This is a genomic window from Pseudodesulfovibrio indicus (assembly GCF_001563225.1).
GTDB classification, from domain to species: Bacteria; Desulfobacterota; Desulfovibrionia; order Desulfovibrionales; family Desulfovibrionaceae; genus Pseudodesulfovibrio; species Pseudodesulfovibrio indicus.
Window position 1 is genome coordinate 3,527,320 of sequence record NZ_CP014206.1, and the last position, 20,390, is coordinate 3,547,709.

Here is a 20,390-nt window from a genome sequence, read left to right on the forward strand (position 1 = left end):
ATGAAAACCCTGCGTCTTTACGGCCCCGGCGACATTCGGCTCCTGGACGAGCCCGAACCGAGTCCCGCGTCCGGCGAAGCCCTGCTGCAAATCGCCTCGGTGGGCGTCTGCGGCTCGGACCTCACCTGGTTCGTCTCCTCGGGCATCGGCTCGGCCAGACTGGAGCGCCCGCTCATTCTGGGCCATGAATTCTCCGCCGTCGCCCTGACGGGACAATTCGCGGGGAAGCGCGTGGCCGTGGACCCGGCCATCCCGTGCAACCGCTGCCGCCATTGCATCGAGGGCAACCCCAACTTCTGCGAAGCCACGCGCTTCGCCGGACACGCCCCGGACGATGGCGCATTGCGTGAAAGGATGGCCTGGCCTGAAGAGCTCCTGCACCCGCTCCCCGACGAACTGTCCTTTGAGGACGGCGTGATGCTGGAACCGCTCGGCGTGGCCCTCCATGCCATGGACCTCGGCAAGATCCGGGTGGGCGACAAGGTGGGCGTCTTCGGCTGCGGCCCCATCGGCCTGCTCATGGTGCAACTGGCCCTGGCGTCGGGCGCCGAGCGGGTGCTGGCCACCGACCCTCTGGAGCACCGCCGCAATCTGGCCGGGACCTTCGGCGCCCAGCCGAGTTCCGCACGGAACGGCGAAGAGGTCGCTCCGCTCATCCGGTCGGACTACAAGGGCGGCCTGGACGTGGCCTTTGAAATCGCGGGCGAGGATGATGCCGTGGAGGCCGCGATCCGCAGCCTCCGCCCGGGCGGCAAGCTCATCCTCGGCGGCATCCCCCGGGACGACAGGACCTCATTCTGCGCCTCCGAAGCCCGCCGCAAAGGGCTGACCATCAAGCTCGTGCGCCGCATGAAGCATACCTACCCGCGAGCCATCGCCTTGACCATGGCGGGAACGGTTCGGCTCCAGCCGCTGGTGACGCACGTCTTCCCCCTGGAAAAGGCTGACGAAGCATTCGCGACCGCCGTCTCCAGATCGGGACTGAAAGTCTGCCTCCGCCCGACAACGTAATCCCGCAATACATTCGTCATCGGCAGGACGTCGGCTCGACTCCGGCCCCGGCTCCAACGAAAAAGCGCTTATGAGGGATCATAAGCGCTTTTTCGCGGGTCGACCTGCAAGCGGGGACAATGGGGGCCTCCGCCGGGTGCGGCAGCCCGGGCCGCTAGCCCCGCTCGGTGCAGAATCTGAGCGAGGGGGAGTCGGTGGTCAGGACCCGGACGGGCATGCCGGGGCGGGCGTGGCGGGACAGGGCGCGCTCCAGGGTGAACCAGAGGTGGTAGGTGTCTTTCTCGCGGTCCGGCAGGTGGCAGATGACCACCTCGCGCGGGCGGAAGACCTCGTTGATGCACCGCTGCCCTTCCGGGTTGTGGTAGAAGATGGGGTTGACGAAGGCCGCGTCCAGGCTCACGCCCGCCAGGGCCTTCTCGAAATGTTCCGGCACGTGGTCCGCGTCGCCGGTGAAGAGCAGGTTGCTGCTCCCCACCGAGACCAGGAAGCTGTCGTTGCGCACGCCGGTGAACGCCTTGCCCATGTGAACCCCGCCGATGACCGTCACGCCCAGCCCTTCGCCCAGGCCGTAGGTCTTGGCCTGGCCCGGCTCCAGGGACCCGTTCCACTGGGGCACCCCCAGCTCGCCCGCGAACCGGGCCAGCAGCACGGCCTCGACCGAGCCGCACCGGGGATCGGGCGTGAACAGCCCCTTGGTCCGCCGGTAGCGCAGGTGCTCCATGACCAGCCCCGGCGTGAAGTGGTCCGGGTGCTCGTGGGTGAAGAGCAGGTATTCCAGCTGCTGGAACGGGGCGTCCCCTTGGCGCATGCGCACCAGGGTGTCCCTGTCCACGCGGTCGAAGGGGTGGTCCCCCTGGTCGTGGATGCCGTCCACCAGCAGTCCGGTCCCGCCGCCTCGGACCAGGATGCCCGCGTTGGCCACCAAGGTCACATCTATGCACTCCGCCACGAATCGCTCCCTGTAGGTTTGTCCCGCTTTCGCACAGCGGCACTTTTCCGCCTGATTACGCCCCGCACCATTGCACATTCCGGACCGGGTTGACAGCGCGACAAGACCGCGCCAGAACAGGGCGGCCGTCGAGGCCCGTCTTTTGCAAAGCCCCCGAAAAAGGAGCGGACATGCGATACATCCACAACCCGGTCACGGACCCCGCCTTCAACCTGGCAGCCGAGGAATGGCTGCTGACCCGCTCGGACGAGGACGTCTTCATGCTCTGGCGCAACCGGCCCGCGGTCATCGTCGGGCGGAACCAGAACACCCTGGCCGAGATCGACGAAGCCTTCACCCGGACGCGCGGCATCCCCGTGGTCCGCCGCCTGAGCGGAGGCGGTGCCGTGTTCCACGACCTGGGGAACATCAACTTCACCTTCATCACCCGGGGCAACCCCTCGCAGGGGCTGGACTTCGAGCGGTTCACCGCGCCCATCCAGCAGGCCCTCGGGGCCATGGGGGTGGCGTGCGAGTTTTCCGGCCGCAACGACCTGCTCATAGACGGAAAGAAGTTCTCCGGCAATGCCCAACATTTCCATGCCGGGCGCATCCTGCACCACGGCACCCTGCTCTTCGCCTCGGACATGGCCGACCTGTCCGGCGCGCTGCGCACCGACCCCGAGAAGTACCGCGACAAGGCGGTGAAGAGCGTCCGCTCGCGGGTGACCAACATCTCCAGCCATCTGCCCGCGCCCATGGAAGTGACCGCCTTCATCAAGGCGCTCATGGACCACGTCTCCGGCCACACGCCCATGGACGACATGGTCTTGAGCGCCGAGGAGCAGGCGTCCATCGAGGCGCTGGCCGCCGCGCGCTACCGCACCTGGGAGTGGAACTTCGGCTCCTCGCCCGCCTACAACTTCTCCCGCCGGACCCGCACCCCCGGCGGACTGCTGGACGTGAACATGCAGGTCAAGAAGGGGCTGATCGTCAAGGCGCGGCTGTTCGGCGACTATTTCGGGGTCCGGGACATCGACCCCCTGGAGCGGCGCATCGAGGGTTGCGCCCACGAGCGAACGGCCCTTGAGGAGCGGCTTTCCGGCCTGCCGCTCGGCGAATACCTGAACGGCGTGACCCTGCCCGTCCTGCTGGACTGCCTGTTCTGAGCCGAGGGGACCTGTTCGATTTTCGGGCAATGTTCGCGTTGGGAACACGGGGCGGGCCGTTTACCGGCCCTTGAAAGGATGGTTTTCTTACAAAAACATTGGATTTACAGATAAAAATTACCCGGGCATGCTCCTTGCTTTATCCCTGCATCTCAACCACAACCTTTAGGAGAAATCCAATGGATGCAGCGGAAAAAGCGGCAATGACCTTGTCCAAGATGCAGACCAAAGCCGGGAACGTGTTCCCCAATTACATTGCCTTCACCAAGGAGATCAGCCAGTTCGGTCCCATCGACCACAAGACGCAGGAACTCATCCACATCGGTTGTTCCATGATGTCGCAGTGCGAGATGTGCATCTCCCTCCACATTCAGGGCGCGGCCAGCCACGGCGCGACCAAGGAGGAGATCATGCAGGCCGCCATGCTGGCCATAGCCATGGGCGGCTCCCCGAAGATGATGTACATGAAGTACGTCTTCGACGAGCTGGAAGACCTGTTCGATTAACCGAGAGGCGGATTCATGCCGGGGCCGGGGTACGCGTTTCCCCCCGGTCCCGGCGTTCGCCGCCCCCCAAAAGAGGAATGTATGGATATCAAGACCCACGAAAGCATCGACCGCTCCCTGTGCGGGGAGCCCATCTCCCTGGAGCCGGGCCGAAGCGAAGTGCGCCTTCGCTGCCTGGAATCCATGGCCGCGGACGCCAGCGGGCTGGTCCACGGCGGATTCATCTTCGGCCTGGCCGACTACGCGGCCATGCTCTCCGTGAACCATCCCAACGTGGTCCTGGGCGGGGCCGAGACCCGCTTCCTGAAGCCGTCCCGCGTGGGCGACACGCTGGTGGCCAGGGCGCAGGACGAGACCCCTGACGAGCGCAGGCACCTGGTCAAGGTCGAGGTTTTCTCCGGCGAGGAGACGGTCTTTGCCGGGACCTTCACCTGCTTCGTCACCAGGGAGCACGTCCTGGCGGGCAAATAGGATCGGGCCCCGGCGGTCCGGGACGACGCCGCGCGTCTAGCCGAACAGGGTGTCGCCGCTGGCGTTGCCCAGGCCGGGGTGGATGTCGAAACGGACCACGCCCACCGGGACGTTGACCGCCGCCGCCACGCGCGCGGTGCCGGCATTGCCGAACCCGCCGCACAGCTCGATGGCGGCAATCCCTTCTTTTTCCACCAGCTCGCGGGCCAGGCTCTCCGCTTGGTCATAATCCTTCACGGCCACGGCCAGGAGGTCCACGGCCCCGGTCTTCACCCAGTTGCGATGGGCGACCGGATCCGCGCCGGGCGCGATGAAGATGAACGCCGCCTTGAGTGCGCTGCTCATGATGTTTCCCCTGTGGTTATAATGGTTGCCTGAAAATTCCTTCCTGCCGCGCCAGGGACAGGGTCCTGTCCACGTCCACGACCAGCGGGCCGTGGGTGTTCAGCCGTATGGCCGCGTGGGAACCGGCGTGAATCTCCACCTCGCGCTCGCCGTCCAGGGCCACCAGGCCGGGGCTGACGTCGATGGTGAACAGCTCGCCGGGAGCCATGGGGGAGACCCCGCAGACCGGGACGTCGGCGAACATGCCGGGGGCGATGGGGGCCGTGATCGTGACCGGTGCGCCGCCCCCCAGGCGCAGGGCCATGCCCTCCGGGGTTTCCGGGCGGATCTCGCGGATCTGGCCGCCGATGGCCGACAGCCCGATGGAGCTCGCGCCGCACCGGGTCAGGAAGAGCTGCGGCACCTTGTCCATGTGCCAGACCGCCTTGGAGGCGAGGAAGACGTCGTCGTAGACCGCCGCGTCCACCAGGGCGATGTCCACCACCTGGCCGTCCAGCAGGACGTCGAACATGCAGGAGCGGTAGCAGCAGCCGTCCACGGGCAGCTTGCCCGAGGCCACCAGCCCGGCGGCCAGCCCGGCCACCGTGGCCTCGCCCATGATCGGAAAGACGTTGTTGGTTCCCGTGGAGAGCGGCAGAAGCGGAATGGAGACCGTGCCCTTGCAGGCCGCGCGGCTGGTGCCGTCGCCGCCGAGGACGACAAGGCACTTCGCGCCCAGGGTCTCCATGATGCCCGCCGCCGTGGTGGTGTCGGTCTGGCTGTTGCGGATGGGCATCTCCACCGCCTCCACGGGAATGGAAGGCGAAATGGCGTTGAGGGCGCGCGGCACGATGCCGTACCCGTCGGGCATGTACAAGATCTTCTTCACGCCCGCCTTTTCCAGGCCGAGAATCAGCCTGCGGACCATGCGCACCTTCTCCTGATTGTCGAAGACGCTGCCGTGGGCCACCAGGCGGCGTATGTCCTTGCCGGAAGCGGGGTTTGCCAGAATGGCTGCGATGCTCAAGGGGTCGCCCTCACGAAATGGGTTCGGCGGGGAGACGGCCGGAGCCGGCCCCCCGCCAGGGTGCTGGGGATTAGCGAATGCTCTTCACGGCCGCGACGATGTCGTCGGCGTTGGGAATGTAGGCCTGCTCCAGGGGCGGCGAGAACGGCACCGGGCAGAACGGCGCGCCCACCCGCTTGACCGGGGCGTCCAGGTATTCGAGGGCCTCTTCGGCGGCCAGGGCGACGATCTCCGCGCCGGGACCGGCGAAGGACACGGCCTCGTTGGCCACCACCAGCGCGTGGGTCTTCTTCACGGACTCCAGGATGGTCTCCTTGTCCAGCGGCTGCAGGCAGCGCGGGTCCACGACCTCGGCCTCGATGCCGTCGGCCTTGAGGCGCTCGGCGGCCTCCAGGGCGGAGTAGACCATCTGGGAAGTGGCCACGATGGTCACGTCGGAACCCTCGCGCTTGACGTCGGCCTTGCCGATCTCGATGGTGTAGCTCTCGTCCGGGACCTCGCCGGTCATGCCGTAGAGCAGCTTGTGCTCCAGGAAGACCACCGGGTTGTCGTCGCGGATGGCGCTGATGAGCAGCCCCTTGGCGTCATAGGGGGTGGACGGGATGACGACCTTCAGGCCGGGGATGTTCATGAACCAGGACTCCAGGGACTGGGAGTGCTGGGCGGCGGCGCCGATGCCCGCGCCCTGGGGCATGCGCAGGGTCATGGGAACGGTGGTCTTGCCGCCGAACATGTAGCGCATCTTGGCGGCCTGGTTGAACAGCTGGTCCATGGCCACGCCGATGAAGTCCACGAACATCAGCTCCGCCACGGGGCGAAGCCCGGCGGCGGCGGCGCCGGTGGCGGCGCCCACGATGGTGCTCTCGGTGATCGGGGTGTCCATGACCCGCTCTTCGCCGAAGGTGTCGAACAGCCCCTGGGTGACGCCGAAGCAACCGCCGAACTGTCCCACGTCCTCGCCGAGAATGAACACGTTCGGGTCGCGTTCCATTTCCTGCCTCAACGCTTCATTGAGCGCCTGAAGATATGTTTTTTCGGACATTATATTCTCCGTATGGTTTTGTAGGGATTCGTGAAAGGTGACGGCCTAGGCGTAGACGTCTTCCATCAGGGCGCTGACCGGAGGCATGGGGCTCTCCTTGGCGAAGGCCACGGCGGCCTCCACGTCGGCGACGATGCGCTCCTTGATGTTCTCCGCTTCCTTCTTGGTCAGGGTCTTGCTCTCCAGGAGCTTGGCCTCGAAGCGGGGCAGCGGGTCCTTGGCCATCCACTCCTCCAGTTCCTCGGTGCAGCGGTAGGTGCAGGCGTCGCCCTCGAAATGGCCGCGCCAGCGGTAGGTCTTGCACTCCACCAGGGAGGGACCCTGGCCCTTGCGGGCGCGCTTGACGGCCTCGGTCACGGCCTCGTGCACGGCCAGGACGTCGTTGCCGTCCACCACCACGCCGGGCATGTCGTAGGCGGCGGCGCGGTCGGCGATGTCGACCACGGCCATGGACTTGCACTGCGGGCAGGATATGCCGTAGCCGTTGTTCTCATTGACGAAGACCAGGGGAAGCTTCCAGGCGCTGGCCATGTTCAGGGCCTCCTGGGTGGTGCCCTGGTTGGACGCGCCGTCGCCGAAGAAGCACACGGCCACGTCGTCGGATTTCTTGTATTTGGCGGCCAGGGCTGCGCCCACGGCCAGGGGACCGCCGCCGCCCACGATGCCGTTGGCGCCCAGGATGCCGAGGTGCATGTCGGCGATGTGCATGGAACCGCCCTTGCCCTTGCAGTAGCCGGTCTGGCGGCCGAAGATCTCGGCCATCATCAGCTTCAGGTCGCCGCCCTTGGCCAGCAGGTGGCCGTGGCCGCGGTGGGTGGAGGTGATCATGTCCGTGTCGGTCAGGGCCGCGCAGGTCCCGGTGGCCACGGCTTCCTCGCCGAGATAGAGGTGCACGAAGCCGGGAATCTCGCCCGCGGCGAAGAATTCCTGAAGCTTCTGCTCGAACAGCCTGATCCTGTTCATGGTTTCGTACATGTGAATCAATGTCTTCTTGCTGAGAGCCATTGCTTTCTCTCCTGTAAGGTTAGTCGGCCTTGGCGGCGCATCCGCAGGCCGGTTTCTTCGATCCGTCGGCCGCGCCCTCCATGTCCGTCTCCACGGACACGGTCAGCGCGGCGCAGGCCACGACGATGTTGCTCACGCCGGGGGCGAAGCAGGGAACCTCGATGCCCGGCACGCTCATGCCGCCGGGGACCAGGTTCAGGGAGGTCTCGCCGATGGGGATGCAGGCGAGCACCGCGTCCCGGTCCACCCGCTCCGGGTCGGGAACGGCCACGTCGGCATGGACGAACACGCCCTGGAACCGATCCCGGCCGCAGATTTCCATGATCCCGCACAGGCAGACCCGGGACACGGCGTCCCGGACCGCGCGGACCGCGGCCTTTGTCATGTCCTCGCCGTGGAGGTCCGCGGCGTAGCCGAGTTCTATGGCGAACCGTTGCCGAGCCATGGCGCGCCCCTAGACGATCATCAGGCCGGGATCTTCCAGCATGTCTCCCAGCTCGCGCAGGAAGGCCATGGCCGGGGCCCCGTCCGTGGTCATGTGGTTGAAGGTCAGGGAGAGGGTCATCATCTGCCGGACGCAGACCGCTCCGTCCTTGACCGCGGGTTTCTCGACAATGCGGCCCACGCCGAGGATGCCGGTTTCCGGCGGATTGAGGATCGGGGTGAACCCGTCCACGCCGAGCATGCTGACGTTGCTGATGGTGAAGGTGCCGCCGGAGATCTCGTCCATGCTCAGGCCGCCCTTGCGCGCCCGGGTGGCCACGTCGCGGACCTCGGTCCGCAGGCCTTCCAGGCCGTACTTGTCGGCGTTCTTGACGTTGGGAACGATCAGCCCGTTGTCGATGGACACGGCGATGCCGAGGTTCACGTAGTCGTGCAGGTGGATGCCGTCGTCCTGCAGGGTGGAGTTCATGATCGGATGGCGCTTGAGGGCGCGGCACACGGCGTAGGACACGATGTCGTTGTAGGAAAGCCGGTAGTCCGGGTTGCGCTTGTTGCGGGCCAGGAGCTTGCCGCGCAGCTCGACCATGCCGGTGGCGTCGATCTCCACGAACACGGTCAGCTGGGCCGCATTGGTCAGGCTCGCCTGCATGTTGTCGGCGATGAGCTTGCGCACGCCTTCCATGGGGATCACGGTGTCGGCGGCCTGGGCCGGGGCTGCGGCGGCGGGTGCTTCGGCGGCCGGATTCATGGCGCGCAGGATGTCCGCCTTGGTGATCCTGCCGTCCTCGCCGGTGCCCGCGACCTGGGTGAGGTCGATGCCCTTCTTGCGGGCGAACTCGATGGCCTTGCGGCTGGCGTTGACGCCCGCAAAGGCGGCGTCGGCGGCCTCCTGCACGTCCTTCATGGTCACCGCGCCGTCTCGGCCCGTGCCGGTCACCGTGGACAGGTCCACTTCCAGCTCCCGGGCCAGCTTGCGTGCGGCGGGCATGGCCTTGACGAACTCGCCGTCCTTGGCCGGGCCCGCTCCCGAGGCCGCGGGCGCGGCATCGGACGACGCACCGGCCGGGGCCGGTTCGGCTGCGGCCGGAGCTCCGCCCGCAACGTCCACCGCCTCGCCCGGCGCGGCGATGACGCCAAGCACGGCCTGGACCGCAGCGACTCCACCCTCGGGGACGATGATTTTGGCCAGGACGCCGTCAGCGGGCGCCTCGACCGAATTGGTAATCTTGTCGGTTTCCACCTCGAACAGCGGTTCGCCGGCTTTGACCGGATCTCCTTCGGCCTTGAGCCAACGTGAGACCTTTCCTTCTTTCATGGTCAGGCCCCATTTGGGCATGATCACTTCTTGAGCCATAACCAAGTCCTCCTGGTTGGTTTCGAATGTCACCGGAGGATTGCAACGGGAGTGCCAAGGCGGTTATTGCCAGTATTTCAGTAAGATGGGCCAATGATGAATTCCGGAACCCCGCCGTCTGTTCGGGCCTGGAACACCCGGGCCGGAATGGCCCTCAAAAATGTCGTTCGGCTCCATCAGACTGATTTCACTGGAAGAACAACCGTCATCCGACCTTTGCACTGTTCGAAATATGAACACTTGACATGGCATTGAGGTTGGAGGAGACCGTAAGGGCGGCACAAAGAGGGTTATTAATGTGCTCCTGGAGGTTGCACATGCATTTGCTCACGAGGGAAGGCGAAGGGTTCGAGATTCGTCGCAACCCGTACATGCAGAAATCCTGTTTCCGACTCCCCACCAGCGGCGGACGGGAACAGCGCGGCGCGCAGGTGGACTACGCTTCCTGGAAGGACTTTGTGGACGGCAAGCGGGCCGCCCTTGATATCGATCAGGCCCTGATGGACTCATGGAGCCGCTGCCGGAGCCAGGCGGTGGACCCGGCCCCCAGGCGGTGCTGGGACTTCATGCCCATGGACCAGATGGCGGGGTTCACCACCACCCTGGAGCGCATCTGCGGAGAGGTGGAATCCACGGCGTTCGAGATCATCAAGGACAAGGGACTGCTCATCACCATTACCAACGCGGAGGGCCGCGTGGCCCGCACCCTGGGCGACCGCGACGTCCTGCGCATGGCGGACTCCCTGAATTTCGGCCCCGGGGCCAACTGGGCGGAATCGTGCGTGGGCACCAACGCCATCGGCACGGCCCTGGCCACCGGACGGCCCATGCAGGTCTTCGGCGAGGAGCACTACTGCCGCAGCCACCACGCCTGGAACTGCACGGCGGCACCGATCCTCGACCCGCGCGGCAACGTCTGGGGCAGCTTCGACATCTCCGGTCCCACCGAATCGGACCACTCCCGCGCCCTGGACATCGTGCTCAGCGCCGCCCGCGCCCTGGAGCAGCGGCTGAGCAAACTCTACTGCTCGGAGCTGGAAGGCCAGATGGCCTCGCTCTTCTCCTCCATGTTCAACTCCGCCGTGACCGGGGTCCTGTTCCTGGACCGCGGCGGCCGGATCACCAGCGCCAACAACGCGGCCGAGCGGCTCCTGGTCGGGGCCAACAAGACCCTGCGCGGGCGCAAGGCCGATGAATTCTTCGAACTGGACACGTACCTGGCCCAGGCCAAGGACGCGGTCGGCTGCGACCCGGTCCCCCTGAAATACCGGCACGGCGGCCCCCTGTTCGCCCAGGCCTTGCCCACCTTCAGCGCGGGCGGCGACTGGCTGGACACCATCGTCACCCTGACCGAAGCACGGCCGACCAGCCCCATGGTCTCCATGGCCCCGGTCCCGAACAGCGACCGGATCAAGGGATTCGAGCACGTCCTGTACGTCAGCTCGGCCATGCGGGACACCATCCACCGCGCGGCCAACGCCGCCCGAACCCCGTCCACGGTCCTGCTGTCCGGCGAGTCCGGCACCGGCAAGGAGCTGTTCGCGCGCGGCATCCACCAGGCCGGGCCGCGCGCCGCCTACCCCTTCGTGGCCGTGAACTGCGGCGCCTTCACCGAGGAGCTGGTCCAAAGCGAGCTGTTCGGTTACCGCGAGGGGGCGTTTACCGGCGCGGCCAAGCGGGGCCGCATCGGCAAGTTCCAGAAGGCGGACAAGGGCGTCCTGTTCCTGGACGAAATCTCCGAAATGCCCCTGTCCCAGCAGGTCAACCTGCTGCGCGCCCTGGAGGAACGGGCCATCGTGCCCGTGGGCGGCTCCACCCCCCTCCCGGTGGACGTGAAGATCGTGGCCGCCACCAACAAGGATTTGGCCGAGCTCGTGCGCCAGGGGAAATTCCGCGAAGACCTCTATTACCGGCTCAACGTGGTGGGCATCTCCATCCCGCCGCTGCGCGAGCGCGCCTCGGACGTCAACCTGCTGGCCGAATACCACCTGCGCCAGCTGTGCACCCGGTTCGGCATCCCGGTTCCGCAGATCGGGCCGGACGCCGCTTCGGTGTTGTCCGCCCACGACTGGCCGGGTAACGTCCGCGAGCTGGTGAACTGCCTGGAATACGCGGCCAACAACCTGTCCGACGGCTGGCTGCGGGCCGAGAATCTGCCGCCCTACCTGCTGGAACGGACCGCCGGAGCCCAGCCCGCCAAGGAGACCGCCGACCGGGGATTCCTGCTCCAGGACCGTGAGGCCGAGACCATCCGGGAGGCCCTGCGCTTCCACGGCGGCAACATCAGCCAGACCGCCAAGGCCCTCGGCATCGGCCGCAACACCCTGTACGTCAAGCTCGAACGCTACGGCATAGAGACCTAAACGGGGCACTGCCCCACGGAACCCGCTCTTTCACGTCGGCGGGACCGGGACGGAGCGTCGCGGTCCCGCCGTCTTGTTTTCTCTCATACGCCCGGCAAAGGCGCGCCCCGCGCCATGGCTCCCCCGCTGCGCGACCCGGCAGCGTCCGTCGTTCCTCACCTTCCGCCCACCCCGGCCCTCAAGGCGCAATTCCCGCCGCCGCAGGCTCGTCCGAGCGTCCCGAAAAACGCAGTCATTATGTCATTTTAGACACAACAAACAGGTCAGTGCATAACCGCGTGAAAGTCGTTTTTTTTTGCTGCCCATTTTTATTCTCCATAGGTAACAAAACCTTTTGCGTATTGGGCGCGAAGGAAAGGAGCATGGAGGTGCATTCTGGCACTCATTGAAAAACTCTCAACAGCGTGGGCCGCAGCCTGCCTCCCGTTCGGGGGGCTGGGGTTGTCCCTGGAGTCGTGTGAAGAGCATGCCCAAACGCTGCATGTCCGGGTCGTCACCCGGATTCCAGCCGCGACTTGTGACGGCATGGCTTTTCATGAGCCTCCGGCGGCACTCTCCGGCTACAGGCTCCTTACGGTACTCGGCCGTGAGATTCGTGGACGATAACTACTACTCAAGGATGACTGAATGAAACTGAATCGTCGTGACTTTGTTAAGCTGTCTTCAGCTACCGCCATCGGCGTGGCCTTCACCGGCCTCGGTGCGGGATGCCGGAAGACGGCGGTCGAAAAAATTGCCCAGATGAAGCCGGAATGGAGTAAGGAAACGACCTCCGTCTGCGCCTACTGCTCCGTCGGCTGCGGGTTGGTGGTGACCACCTCGCTGGAGACCAAGCGGGCCATCAACGTGGAAGGTAACCCCGACCACCCCATCAACGAAGGTTCCCTCTGCGCCAAGGGCGCGAGCTCCATCCAGATGACCGAGAACGACCTGCGCACCGGCAAATGCCTGTACCGCGCGCCGTACTCCGGCCAGTGGGAGGAGAAGAGCTGGGAATGGTGCAAGAAGCGCATCGCCAAGCTCGCCAAGGAATCCCGCGACAAGTCTTTCCAGGTCAAGAACGAAAAGGGCCAGGTCGTCAACCGCAACATGGGCGTGGCCTCCCTCGGCTCCGCCGCTCTGGACAACGAGGAATGCTATGCCATGCATGCGTTCATGCGCGCCCAGGGCATAGTCTATCTCGAACATCAGGCCCGTATCTGACACAGCGCCACTGTTGCGGCTCTGGGAGAGTCGTTCGGACGCGGTGCGATGACCAATCACTGGAATGATCTGCAGAACAGTGATTGCATTTTGATCATGGGCAGCAATGCTGCCGAAAACCATCCCATTTCCTTCAAATGGGCTTTGAAAGCGCAAGCCAAGGGCGGAAAGATCATTCACGTTGATCCGCGTTACACACGCACGTCCGCTCGTTCCGACAAGTTCATTGCGCTTCGTTCCGGTTCCGATATCGCCGTCCTCGGCGGTATGATTAAGTATATTATCGAAAACAAGCGCTACTTCCTCGACTACGTGCGCGACTACACCAACGCCTCTTTCATCGTTGGCAAGGACTACACGTTCGAGGACGGCCTCTTCGCCGGTTTTGATTCCAAGACCAGCTCCTACGACAAGTCCAAATGGGCCTTCGAGTACGACGAGAACGGCATTCCGAAAAAGGACATGACCCTGGAAGACCCCCGCTGCGTGTTCCAGATCGTCAAGAAGCACTACGAGCGCTACACCCTGGAGAACGTCTCCAGGATGTCGGGCATTTCCCACGAGGATCTGACCGAACTCTACTCCCTGTACTCCGCCACCGGCACGCCGAAAAAGGCGGGCACCATCATGTACGCCATGGGTTGGACCCAGCACTCCGTGGGTGTCCAGAACATCCGCGCCATGGCCATGATCCAGCTCCTGCTCGGCAACATCGGCATCGCGGGCGGCGGCGTCAACGCCCTGCGCGGCGAATGCAACGTGCAGGGTTCCACCGACTACGCCCTGCTCTACCACATCCTGCCGGGATACATCGCGACCCCCCTTGCCGGACTGGACACCCTTGACCAGTACAACAAGAAGTTCGCGCCGGTGACCAAGGACCCGATGAGCGCCAACTGGTGGCAGAACTACTCCAAGTACTCCGCCAGCCTGCTCAAGGCCATGTACTCCGACGACGATCCCAAGGATGCGTACAGCTACCTGCCGAAGCTGGAAAACCACAACGCCAGCGAATACTCCTGGATTCCGCTCATCGACCGCATGTACAAGGGCGGTTTCACCGGCGCGTGGATCTGGGGCATGAACCCGGCCTGTTCCAGCTCCGACTCCATCAAGACCCGCAAGGCCCTTGCCGAGCTCGACTGGATGGTCAACGTCAACGTCTTCGACTGCGAGACCTCCAGCTTCTGGAAGGGCCCGGGCATGGACCCGGCCAAGGTCAAGACCGAAACCTTCTTCATCCCGTGCGCGACCGCAATCGAGAAGGAAGGCTCGGTGGCCAACTCCGGCCGCTGGATGCAGTGGCGCTATGCCGGTCCGGAACCCAAGGACGGCGTGCTCACCGACGGCCACTACTTCCACGAGCTGTGGGAGGAGATGGCCCACCTCTACAAGACGGAGGGCGGCGCGTACCCCGAGCCGATCACCCGCCTGAGCTTCGAGAACATGTGCGAGATGAATGCCCATGGCCACATGGAATTCAGCGCGCGCAAGACCGCGAAGCTCTGCAACGGCTGGTTCACCCGGGACGTCGAGATCAAGGGCAAGACCTACAAGAAGGGGCAGCAGGTTCCCAGCTTCGCCTTCCTCCAGGACGACGGCTCCACCACCTCGGGCAACTGGCTGTACTGCAACTCGGTGAGCGACACCGAGAACAAGGCCATGCGCCACGACGCCACCCAGACCCCGCTGCAGGAAAAGATCGGGCTGTTCCCGAACTGGACCTGGTGCTGGCCCGTCAACCGCCGGATCCTCTACAACAGAGCCTCCGTCGACCTGCAGGGCAAGCCCTGGAACCCCGAGCGGACCGTCATCGAGTGGGACGGCAAGAAGTGGGTGGGCGACGTCCCCGACGGCGGATGGGCACCCGGCACCAAGCACCCGTTCATCATGCGCAAGCATGGTTTCGGCCAGCTCTTCGGCCCCGGCCGCGCCGACGGCCCCCTGCCCGAATACTACGAACCCCTGGAGTGCCCGGTGGAGAAGCATCCCTTCTCCAGCACGCTCCACAACCCGACCGCGGTTCAGATCCAAGGTGAAGAGAAGGCGGTCTGCGATCCCCGCTACCCGTTCATCGGCACCACCTACCGCCTGACCGAACACTGGCAGACCGGCTCCATGACCCGCTGGTGCAGCTGGCTGGTCGAGGCCGAACCGCAGATGTTCGTCGAAATCAGCCCGCAGCTCGCGGAACTCAGGGGCATCGAGAACGGTGAGAAGGTCACCATCGAGAGCGTCCGTGGTTCCCTGTGGGCCATCGCCATGGTCACCGAGCGCATCCAGCCGTACAAGATCGACGGCAACGACGTGCACATGGTCGGCATGCCCTGGCACTACGGCTGGGTCATGCCCGTCGACGGCGGCGATTCCGCGAACATCGTAACTCCCAACGTGGGCGACCCCAACACCGGCATCCCGGAATACAAGGCGTTCATGGTCAACCTGCGCAAGTGGCAAGAAGGGGATAAATAATGAACGGTAAAAGCTTCTTCGTTGACTTGTCCCTTTGTACGGCGTGTCGCGGGTGCCAGGTTGCCTGCAAGCAGTGGAAGAACCTACCCGCGGAAAAGACCCGCAACGTCGGTTCCCACCAGAACCCGCAGGACCTGTCCTTCAACACCATCCGCCTCGTCCGGTTCAACGAGGGGCGGACGGCCGATGACAAGCTGCAGTGGTACTTCTTCCCGGAGCAGTGCCGCCATTGCATCGAACCGCCCTGCAAGTACATCGGAAACATGTACTGCGACAACGGCATCAAGCAGGACGCCGAGACCGGCGCGGTGGTCATGAACAGCCGCACCGCCGGTATCGGCAACAAGGTCGAAAGCCAGGAGCTGTGCCCGTACAACGTGCCCCGCATGGACGAGAAGTCCGGCCAGTGGGCCAAGTGCGACATGTGCCTGGACCGCGTCCAGGCCGGCCGTCTGCCCGCCTGTGTTCAGAGCTGCCCCACCGGCACCATGAACTTCGGCGACCGTGCCGAGATGCTGGCCCTGGCCGAAAAGCGCCTCGCGGAAGTGCAGAAGACCAATCCGGACGCCTACCTGGCCGACCCCGAATCCGTGCGCGTCATCTACCTGTGCACGGCTTCGCCGGAGAGCTACAACGGCAACCTGCTCGCCTCCGTTGACGGCCGCAAGATGATCAACAAGGCCCTGGCCAAAGGTGGCGTCAACCGCCGCGACTTGCTCGCCGGTCGTCTCCGCCCCGGAAAGAACGCGTAAGGTCGCATACTAAAAGGAAATAATATGAAAAAAATATTCATTTTGTCCCTGCTGTGCGTGTGCCTTACCGCTGTCCTGGCCTTTGCCCAGACAGCGCTGGAGTCCGCCATCGACGCCCCTGACGACGATCTGGAAATCAACGTCATCAAGGGCAACAGCGAGCGCGACCTCGGCGTGGTCTTCAATCATTCGAGCCACGACAGCATCGATTGCTTCACCTGTCACCACAAGAACACCGTTGCGAACCAGCCCGAGTCCTGCGCCAACTGTCACACCGACACGGCCCCGGACGCCCAGGGCTACAAGTCCTTCTTCCGTGCCATGCACCTGAAGGGCGCGAAGCAGACCACCTGCCTCGCCTGCCACGGTGAGGAGTTCGAGGGCGACAAGGACCTGACCGGATGCACCAACTCGGCCTGCCATCCGACCGGCCTGTACTAGAAACCGCAACCCCCGGGGCGGAGGTCCGCCTCCGCCCCGGGTTTCCCCCCCGGCTTCACAGTCTGCTCAAAAGGATCGCGGACAGGACCAGGGACCCCCGTCCAAGGGACGGACGTCTCCGAACCGCCGCGCTCGGCGATCCTTTCGAAGAGACTGTCGAACACCTCCGTAAGCCGTCGCGCAGGACCTTGCGACACCTGGCGAACGGAGTTTCCATCGGCCCCGCGCAGCGTGCTATCTGCGTGGGGCCTCTTTTTTTTCAGGGCATGGGGCTCGGGTTCGGAACGAGCGAAACGGCGGGGGCGCGTCCGCGCTGGAGCGCGGGCGCGGACGGCGAGCGGCGGGCGCGAGGCCCGACCGGGCAGGATGGCCGCCGCCATCCTGTCCGATCGGATCAGATCTCGCGAGTCGCCGTGCCGGCGATTATCCGCAGGGCGGTTTAGGCGGCGGAGACCGCCTTGCCCTTGCCGTTGGGCTTGGCAGCTCCCGCAGGGGCCGCTTTCTGGGCCGCGCCCTTTGCGGGCTTCGGACCGTCGGCCTTGGCCTGGGGGTTGGCCGCAACGGTTTTTACGGCGGCCTTTGCAGCGGCCTTGGCCGGTTGGCCCGCCGCCGGGGACTTGGCCGGGGTCGCCGGAGACGGCTTTGCCGCCGGTTTGGGCGCATCGGCCTTGTCTGGCTGCTGCGCCTTGGCCGCCGGTGCCGTGGCCACCTGCATCTCGGGCGACAGGACGGTCGCCGGAGGCTGGGCCGGTTTTTCCGGGGACGGTTTCACCGCGGTTGCGGCGGGTTCCGTTCCGGCCCGGGGTTTGGCAGCGGCGGGCGCCTGGGCCGCAGGCAGCTTGGGAGACGGCGCGGGAGCCGCCGGTTTCCGGGTTGCCCCTCGTTCCGGGGAAGCCTGGATCGCGCGGGCCGGTGCGGACCACCCTTTCCCGTCCCGGACAAGCTGGGCCAGGACCACGTCCATGAGCCCGCCCTGGCCTGCTCCGGCCATCACTTCCGGGGTGATCTTGATCTTGCCTTCCGCGACCTGCCGGATAATCTCGATGGCGGTTATCGCCTCTTCGCCGAGGATTTCGCTCTGGAGTCGGTAGGCGTCGGCCTTTGCCTGGCTGATGACCTCGATCTCCCTGGCCTTGCCTTCCGCGATGGTGATGGTCGTCGACTTGACCTCGTAGGCCGCCTTGGAGTCGATCTCCGCCCGGACCAGGTCGATCTGCTGGTCCGCCGTGGCGCGGGTCTTCTCGGTGGCGATGCGCGCTTCTTCGGCCACCTGCTGGCGGGCGAACATCTCCGTCTGCTGTTCCGCGATGATCCTTCGGGTCTGGGTCTGCATCAGCTCTTCGGGGAGGCTGACCTGGCAGATCAGCACGGACACGCATTCCACATAGTACTTCCGAAGCTCCGCCCGGACCTGCTTGTGCGCCCTGGCCTGCTCGTCCTCGCGGTTCAGGAGGAAGTTCATGGCCGAGATGGAGGACGCCTGGTTGCGGAACTGGGATTCGATCATCGGATGGATGACGTCCTGGGCCAGGATGTCGACGCTGCCGACCTTGGCCACCAGGTAGGGGCATTGCTCCGGCCAGACGCGGACAACGATCTTGAGCGTGATGTCGATCAGGAAGCCGTCCTTGGAGATGACCTTGAGGCTGTCGAACCGGGTCTTGGCCGAGTTTTCCCACTCGAAGGTCTGGTTGGTCGTCCTGATGATGTGCGGGATGTACGCCCACCGGTTCAGGTAGTAGTGACCCGGACCGGCCACCTCTTCCCAGATGCCCCGGTATCCCTTGGGCACCACGTACCGCTCGCCGACCCCGGCTTCCTGGTGGACGCTGGAGTTGTCGAAGGTCGCCTGATGGGCCTTCATTTCCTCGGTCGGCGGCAACCCCACGTTGGAGATGTAGACCGCGACTTCGCCCCGTTCCACCTCGATGATGTCGTCCAGCTCGACCTTGAACATCAGGGGATTGATGTAATAGGTTCCCGGACGCAGGATTTCGAGCTGCGGTCCACGCTGCCCTCCCTGGGCCAGGAACTTGTGCGCGTTCTGGTAATCGTCATGGCCGGAGACCATCTTGGCGATGCGCTCTCCGTCGGGAAGGGGCAGGCCGTCCTTGGCCAGCACCAGGCCGACCTGGCTCGGGGGAACCACCATGGCCTCCTTGATCCCGACCTTGAACAGCGCCGTGTTGATGCGGTAGGTGCCGGGCAGGAGGATGTCGAGCTGCGGCCCGCGCTGCCCTCCGTTCTCCAGGAAGGCCTGACCGTCCTGGAAGTTGTCGTGCCCCGGCACGCTCTCGCCGAGCAGCTTGCCCGAGGGGATCGGCTGGCCGTCCATGGCCGTGACGATGCCGATCTGTCCCGTGCCGACGACGATGGGCTTGACCTTGTTCACATGGAACAGGTTGGAGTTGATGCGGTAGGTGCCGGGAGGCAGGATCTGGAGCTGCGGCCCCTTCTGGCCGCCGTTGGCCAGAAATTTCACGCCGTCCTGGAAGGCGTCGTGCTCCGGCACGACCTTGGCGAAGATGCGGCCGGTGGGGACCGGCTCGCCGTCGATGCTTTCGACAAGGCCCACCTCGCCCACGCCGATCTGCTGGAAGGCGATCTTGCGCACGGTAAACACGAAGGGCAGTATGAAGTGCAGTCCCGGCTCCAGCGTCTTGGCCAGGATACCCACCTGGCCCGGCATGGCAACGACCCTGCCCCTGGGCATCTTGCGGCCGAGCCAGCGGCGCTCGACAATGGCGATCTTGTTGCCCGGGACCAGAACGATGCTCAGCCCGATCAGGCACAACACCACGATCAGGACGAGCAGGACCACTCCCACCATCTCCCGGCTTGAAATAAGCATATTCAGAAAATTATTCATGCGGTCATCCTTGATACAGAAGTCCCCGCCCCCGGCATGCGGAGGGTCCGGACGGACACCGGCCGGAGGAGGCATCCTCCGGCGAGAACCGTTCGGAACGTTGACTTTGCGCTTGCGGTAAAGCCCCCGGAAACGCCGGTGGCCGGTTGCGACACCCGGCTTGGGGGGAGGTTGATGCCGGTGTTCCCAGAAGGACGCCCGGCAGCCTTTGCGCTCAATGGCAGACGGTCTCGGGACCCCAATCGCCCGGAACCGGACAGGGACAGGCCGTCAGGCGGTCATCCGCCGTGATGCGCCGGGCCGTTGCCGGACAGGGGAAAAGGGTGCGGGATCAGCCCAGCGGAGGCGGGCGGGGGAGAAATCGGGAAAGATGTTCTTCGGAATTGGGGAGCAGGGTCGCGGCCAGGGAAAAGAACCCGTGGGACCCATGGGGCGGCAGTGACGGGATGAAGCACCAGGCTTCGACCGACAGGACGTGGTGCAGGTCGTCTTCCCCGTTGTCGGTGTCCCCCAGATCCGCCAGGCTGACCAGCGGACCGGTGTCGACGGATAGCGCCCGCGCGGCAAGGTTGTGGCCGAACTGGTGCGACAAACGATGGACCTGGCCGGTGGCCGAAGCCATCAGCAGGCATATCGCCAGCACGAGTCCGATTTTGCTGTATCGTCTGAAGCTTGCCGCCACTGGAATCAAGACCTTTGCCGAGGTGGTTAGACACGGTGCCATTCAGGCCTGAGACGCCCTCGTTCCGGGAGCTGCGCCGTTGCATCGATTCAGGGGAATCCCCCGGATTGCCCGACGCCCGGCAGGCAAACCTCGTCTAATCCGAAGTCCGGCCGGGTTCCCGTTGAACGATCCGTCCATTACCACAATCACCGGCGCAATAAAAGGTAATATACCCCGCCCCGAAATCCGGGACGCGCCCCCCGCCGAAACCGAGCCCGAGATCGAACCTCCGCCCGATTTTGGAAACTTTCATGAAAATCTTGAATCACGGGAAAGAAATTGCTA

General features: G+C 65.0%; 17 protein-coding genes. 8 read left to right on the plus strand and 9 right to left on the minus strand.

What is annotated here, in order from left to right; genetic code table 11:
- Complete coding sequence (locus AWY79_RS16115) at positions 1 to 1,011, plus strand: zinc-binding dehydrogenase (RefSeq protein ID WP_066806165.1); 1,011 nt, start codon at positions 1 to 3, stop codon at positions 1,009 to 1,011.
- A gap of 154 nt (positions 1,012 to 1,165) precedes the next feature.
- Here AWY79_RS16115 and AWY79_RS16120 read toward each other — a convergent pair whose 3' ends face one another.
- On the minus strand, positions 1,166 to 1,960 hold the full coding sequence (locus AWY79_RS16120; protein WP_066806167.1) for an MBL fold metallo-hydrolase: 795 nt from the start codon (positions 1,958 to 1,960) through the stop codon (positions 1,166 to 1,168).
- A 170-nt stretch (positions 1,961 to 2,130) separates the two neighbouring features.
- Between AWY79_RS16120 and AWY79_RS16125 the strand changes: the two genes are divergently transcribed.
- From AWY79_RS16125 to AWY79_RS16135, 3 genes are all read left to right on the plus strand, one after another.
- Positions 2,131 to 3,108: a lipoate--protein ligase gene (locus AWY79_RS16125; RefSeq protein WP_066806169.1), complete on the plus strand. Its 978-nt coding sequence runs from the start codon at positions 2,131 to 2,133 to the stop codon at positions 3,106 to 3,108.
- Between the two features lie 179 nt (positions 3,109 to 3,287).
- Positions 3,288 to 3,614 (plus strand): carboxymuconolactone decarboxylase family protein, encoded by a 327-nt coding sequence (locus tag AWY79_RS16130; protein WP_066806172.1) that lies wholly within the window; start codon positions 3,288 to 3,290, stop codon positions 3,612 to 3,614.
- An 81-nt stretch (positions 3,615 to 3,695) separates the two neighbouring features.
- Positions 3,696 to 4,085 carry a PaaI family thioesterase gene (locus tag AWY79_RS16135; RefSeq protein ID WP_066806174.1) on the plus strand — a complete coding sequence of 130 codons (390 nt, stop codon included), beginning with the start codon at positions 3,696 to 3,698 and terminating at the stop codon, positions 4,083 to 4,085.
- Positions 4,086 to 4,121: 36 nt separating this feature from the next.
- Here the strand turns inward: AWY79_RS16135 and AWY79_RS16140 are convergent, their stop codons facing one another.
- The 6 genes from AWY79_RS16140 to AWY79_RS16165 all read right to left on the minus strand — a co-directional run bounded on the left by AWY79_RS16140 (position 4,122) and on the right by AWY79_RS16165 (position 9,281).
- Positions 4,122 to 4,430 (minus strand): DUF6506 family protein, encoded by a 309-nt coding sequence (locus tag AWY79_RS16140; protein WP_066806176.1) that lies wholly within the window; start codon positions 4,428 to 4,430, stop codon positions 4,122 to 4,124.
- A 16-nt stretch (positions 4,431 to 4,446) separates the two neighbouring features.
- Positions 4,447 to 5,436 carry an NAD(+)/NADH kinase gene (locus AWY79_RS16145; RefSeq protein WP_066806178.1) on the minus strand — a complete coding sequence of 330 codons (990 nt, stop codon included), beginning with the start codon at positions 5,434 to 5,436 and terminating at the stop codon, positions 4,447 to 4,449.
- Between the two features lie 70 nt (positions 5,437 to 5,506).
- Entirely contained in the window at positions 5,507 to 6,478 is a 972-nt protein-coding gene (locus AWY79_RS16150; protein WP_066806183.1) for an alpha-ketoacid dehydrogenase subunit beta, read from the minus strand.
- A gap of 45 nt (positions 6,479 to 6,523) precedes the next feature.
- Positions 6,524 to 7,483, minus strand: coding sequence for a thiamine pyrophosphate-dependent dehydrogenase E1 component subunit alpha (locus AWY79_RS16155; protein WP_066806189.1), 960 nt, complete (start codon positions 7,481 to 7,483; stop codon positions 6,524 to 6,526).
- A gap of 19 nt (positions 7,484 to 7,502) precedes the next feature.
- On the minus strand, positions 7,503 to 7,928 hold the full coding sequence (locus AWY79_RS16160) for a Lin0512 family protein (RefSeq protein ID WP_066806191.1): 426 nt from the start codon (positions 7,926 to 7,928) through the stop codon (positions 7,503 to 7,505).
- Between the two features lie 9 nt (positions 7,929 to 7,937).
- Positions 7,938 to 9,281, minus strand: coding sequence for a 2-oxo acid dehydrogenase subunit E2 (locus AWY79_RS16165; protein WP_066806194.1), 1,344 nt, complete (start codon positions 9,279 to 9,281; stop codon positions 7,938 to 7,940).
- 317 nt (positions 9,282 to 9,598) lie between these two features.
- Here AWY79_RS16165 and AWY79_RS16170 point away from each other — a divergent pair, with 317 nt between their 5' ends.
- The 4 genes from AWY79_RS16170 (at position 9,599) to AWY79_RS16190 (ending at position 16,512) form a co-directional block, all read left to right on the plus strand.
- Positions 9,599 to 11,644, plus strand: coding sequence for a sigma-54-dependent Fis family transcriptional regulator (locus AWY79_RS16170; RefSeq protein WP_066806197.1), 2,046 nt, complete (start codon positions 9,599 to 9,601; stop codon positions 11,642 to 11,644).
- A gap of 627 nt (positions 11,645 to 12,271) precedes the next feature.
- Positions 12,272 to 15,319 (plus strand): formate dehydrogenase-N subunit alpha, encoded by a 3,048-nt coding sequence (fdnG, locus tag AWY79_RS16180; protein WP_078063824.1) that lies wholly within the window; start codon positions 12,272 to 12,274, stop codon positions 15,317 to 15,319.
- The gene (locus AWY79_RS16185) at positions 15,319 to 16,071 is read left to right on the plus strand and encodes a 4Fe-4S dicluster domain-containing protein (protein ID WP_066806201.1); all 753 of its coding nucleotides are present in this window, start codon (positions 15,319 to 15,321) and stop codon (positions 16,069 to 16,071) included. The genes fdnG and AWY79_RS16185 overlap by 1 nt, the downstream gene beginning before the upstream one ends.
- Before the next feature lie 24 nt (positions 16,072 to 16,095).
- The gene (locus AWY79_RS16190) at positions 16,096 to 16,512 is read left to right on the plus strand and encodes a cytochrome c3 family protein (protein ID WP_066806202.1); all 417 of its coding nucleotides are present in this window, start codon (positions 16,096 to 16,098) and stop codon (positions 16,510 to 16,512) included.
- Between the two features lie 439 nt (positions 16,513 to 16,951).
- Here AWY79_RS16190 and AWY79_RS16195 read toward each other — a convergent pair whose 3' ends face one another.
- Positions 16,952 to 19,363: an SPFH domain-containing protein gene (locus tag AWY79_RS16195; protein ID WP_158509905.1), complete on the minus strand. Its 2,412-nt coding sequence runs from the start codon at positions 19,361 to 19,363 to the stop codon at positions 16,952 to 16,954.
- A gap of 349 nt (positions 19,364 to 19,712) precedes the next feature.
- Positions 19,713 to 20,024 carry a hypothetical protein gene (locus AWY79_RS16200; protein WP_066806204.1) on the minus strand — a complete coding sequence of 104 codons (312 nt, stop codon included), beginning with the start codon at positions 20,022 to 20,024 and terminating at the stop codon, positions 19,713 to 19,715.
- Positions 20,025 to 20,390: the final 366 nt, after the last annotated feature.

Bases quoted from the DNA above. Each gene is read 5' to 3' on its own strand.
- AWY79_RS16115 (WP_066806165.1), top strand. From the start codon at position 1: ATGAAAACCCTGCGTCTTTACGGCCCCGGCGACATTCGGCTCCTGGAC.
- AWY79_RS16125 (WP_066806169.1), top strand. From the start codon at position 2,131: ATGCGATACATCCACAACCCGGTCACGGACCCCGCCTTCAACCTGGCA.
- AWY79_RS16130 (WP_066806172.1), top strand. From the start codon at position 3,288: ATGGATGCAGCGGAAAAAGCGGCAATGACCTTGTCCAAGATGCAGACC.
- AWY79_RS16135 (WP_066806174.1), top strand. From the start codon at position 3,696: ATGGATATCAAGACCCACGAAAGCATCGACCGCTCCCTGTGCGGGGAG.
- AWY79_RS16140 (WP_066806176.1), bottom strand. From the start codon at position 4,430: ATGAGCAGCGCACTCAAGGCGGCGTTCATCTTCATCGCGCCCGGCGCG.
- AWY79_RS16150 (WP_066806183.1), bottom strand. From the start codon at position 6,478: ATGTCCGAAAAAACATATCTTCAGGCGCTCAATGAAGCGTTGAGGCAG.
- AWY79_RS16155 (WP_066806189.1), bottom strand. From the start codon at position 7,483: ATGGCTCTCAGCAAGAAGACATTGATTCACATGTACGAAACCATGAAC.
- AWY79_RS16160 (WP_066806191.1), bottom strand. From the start codon at position 7,928: ATGGCTCGGCAACGGTTCGCCATAGAACTCGGCTACGCCGCGGACCTC.
- AWY79_RS16165 (WP_066806194.1), bottom strand. From the start codon at position 9,281: ATGGCTCAAGAAGTGATCATGCCCAAATGGGGCCTGACCATGAAAGAA.
- AWY79_RS16170 (WP_066806197.1), top strand. From the start codon at position 9,599: ATGCATTTGCTCACGAGGGAAGGCGAAGGGTTCGAGATTCGTCGCAAC.
- AWY79_RS16185 (WP_066806201.1), top strand. From the start codon at position 15,319: ATGAACGGTAAAAGCTTCTTCGTTGACTTGTCCCTTTGTACGGCGTGT.
- AWY79_RS16190 (WP_066806202.1), top strand. From the start codon at position 16,096: ATGAAAAAAATATTCATTTTGTCCCTGCTGTGCGTGTGCCTTACCGCT.
- AWY79_RS16195 (WP_158509905.1), bottom strand. From the start codon at position 19,363: ATGCTTATTTCAAGCCGGGAGATGGTGGGAGTGGTCCTGCTCGTCCTG.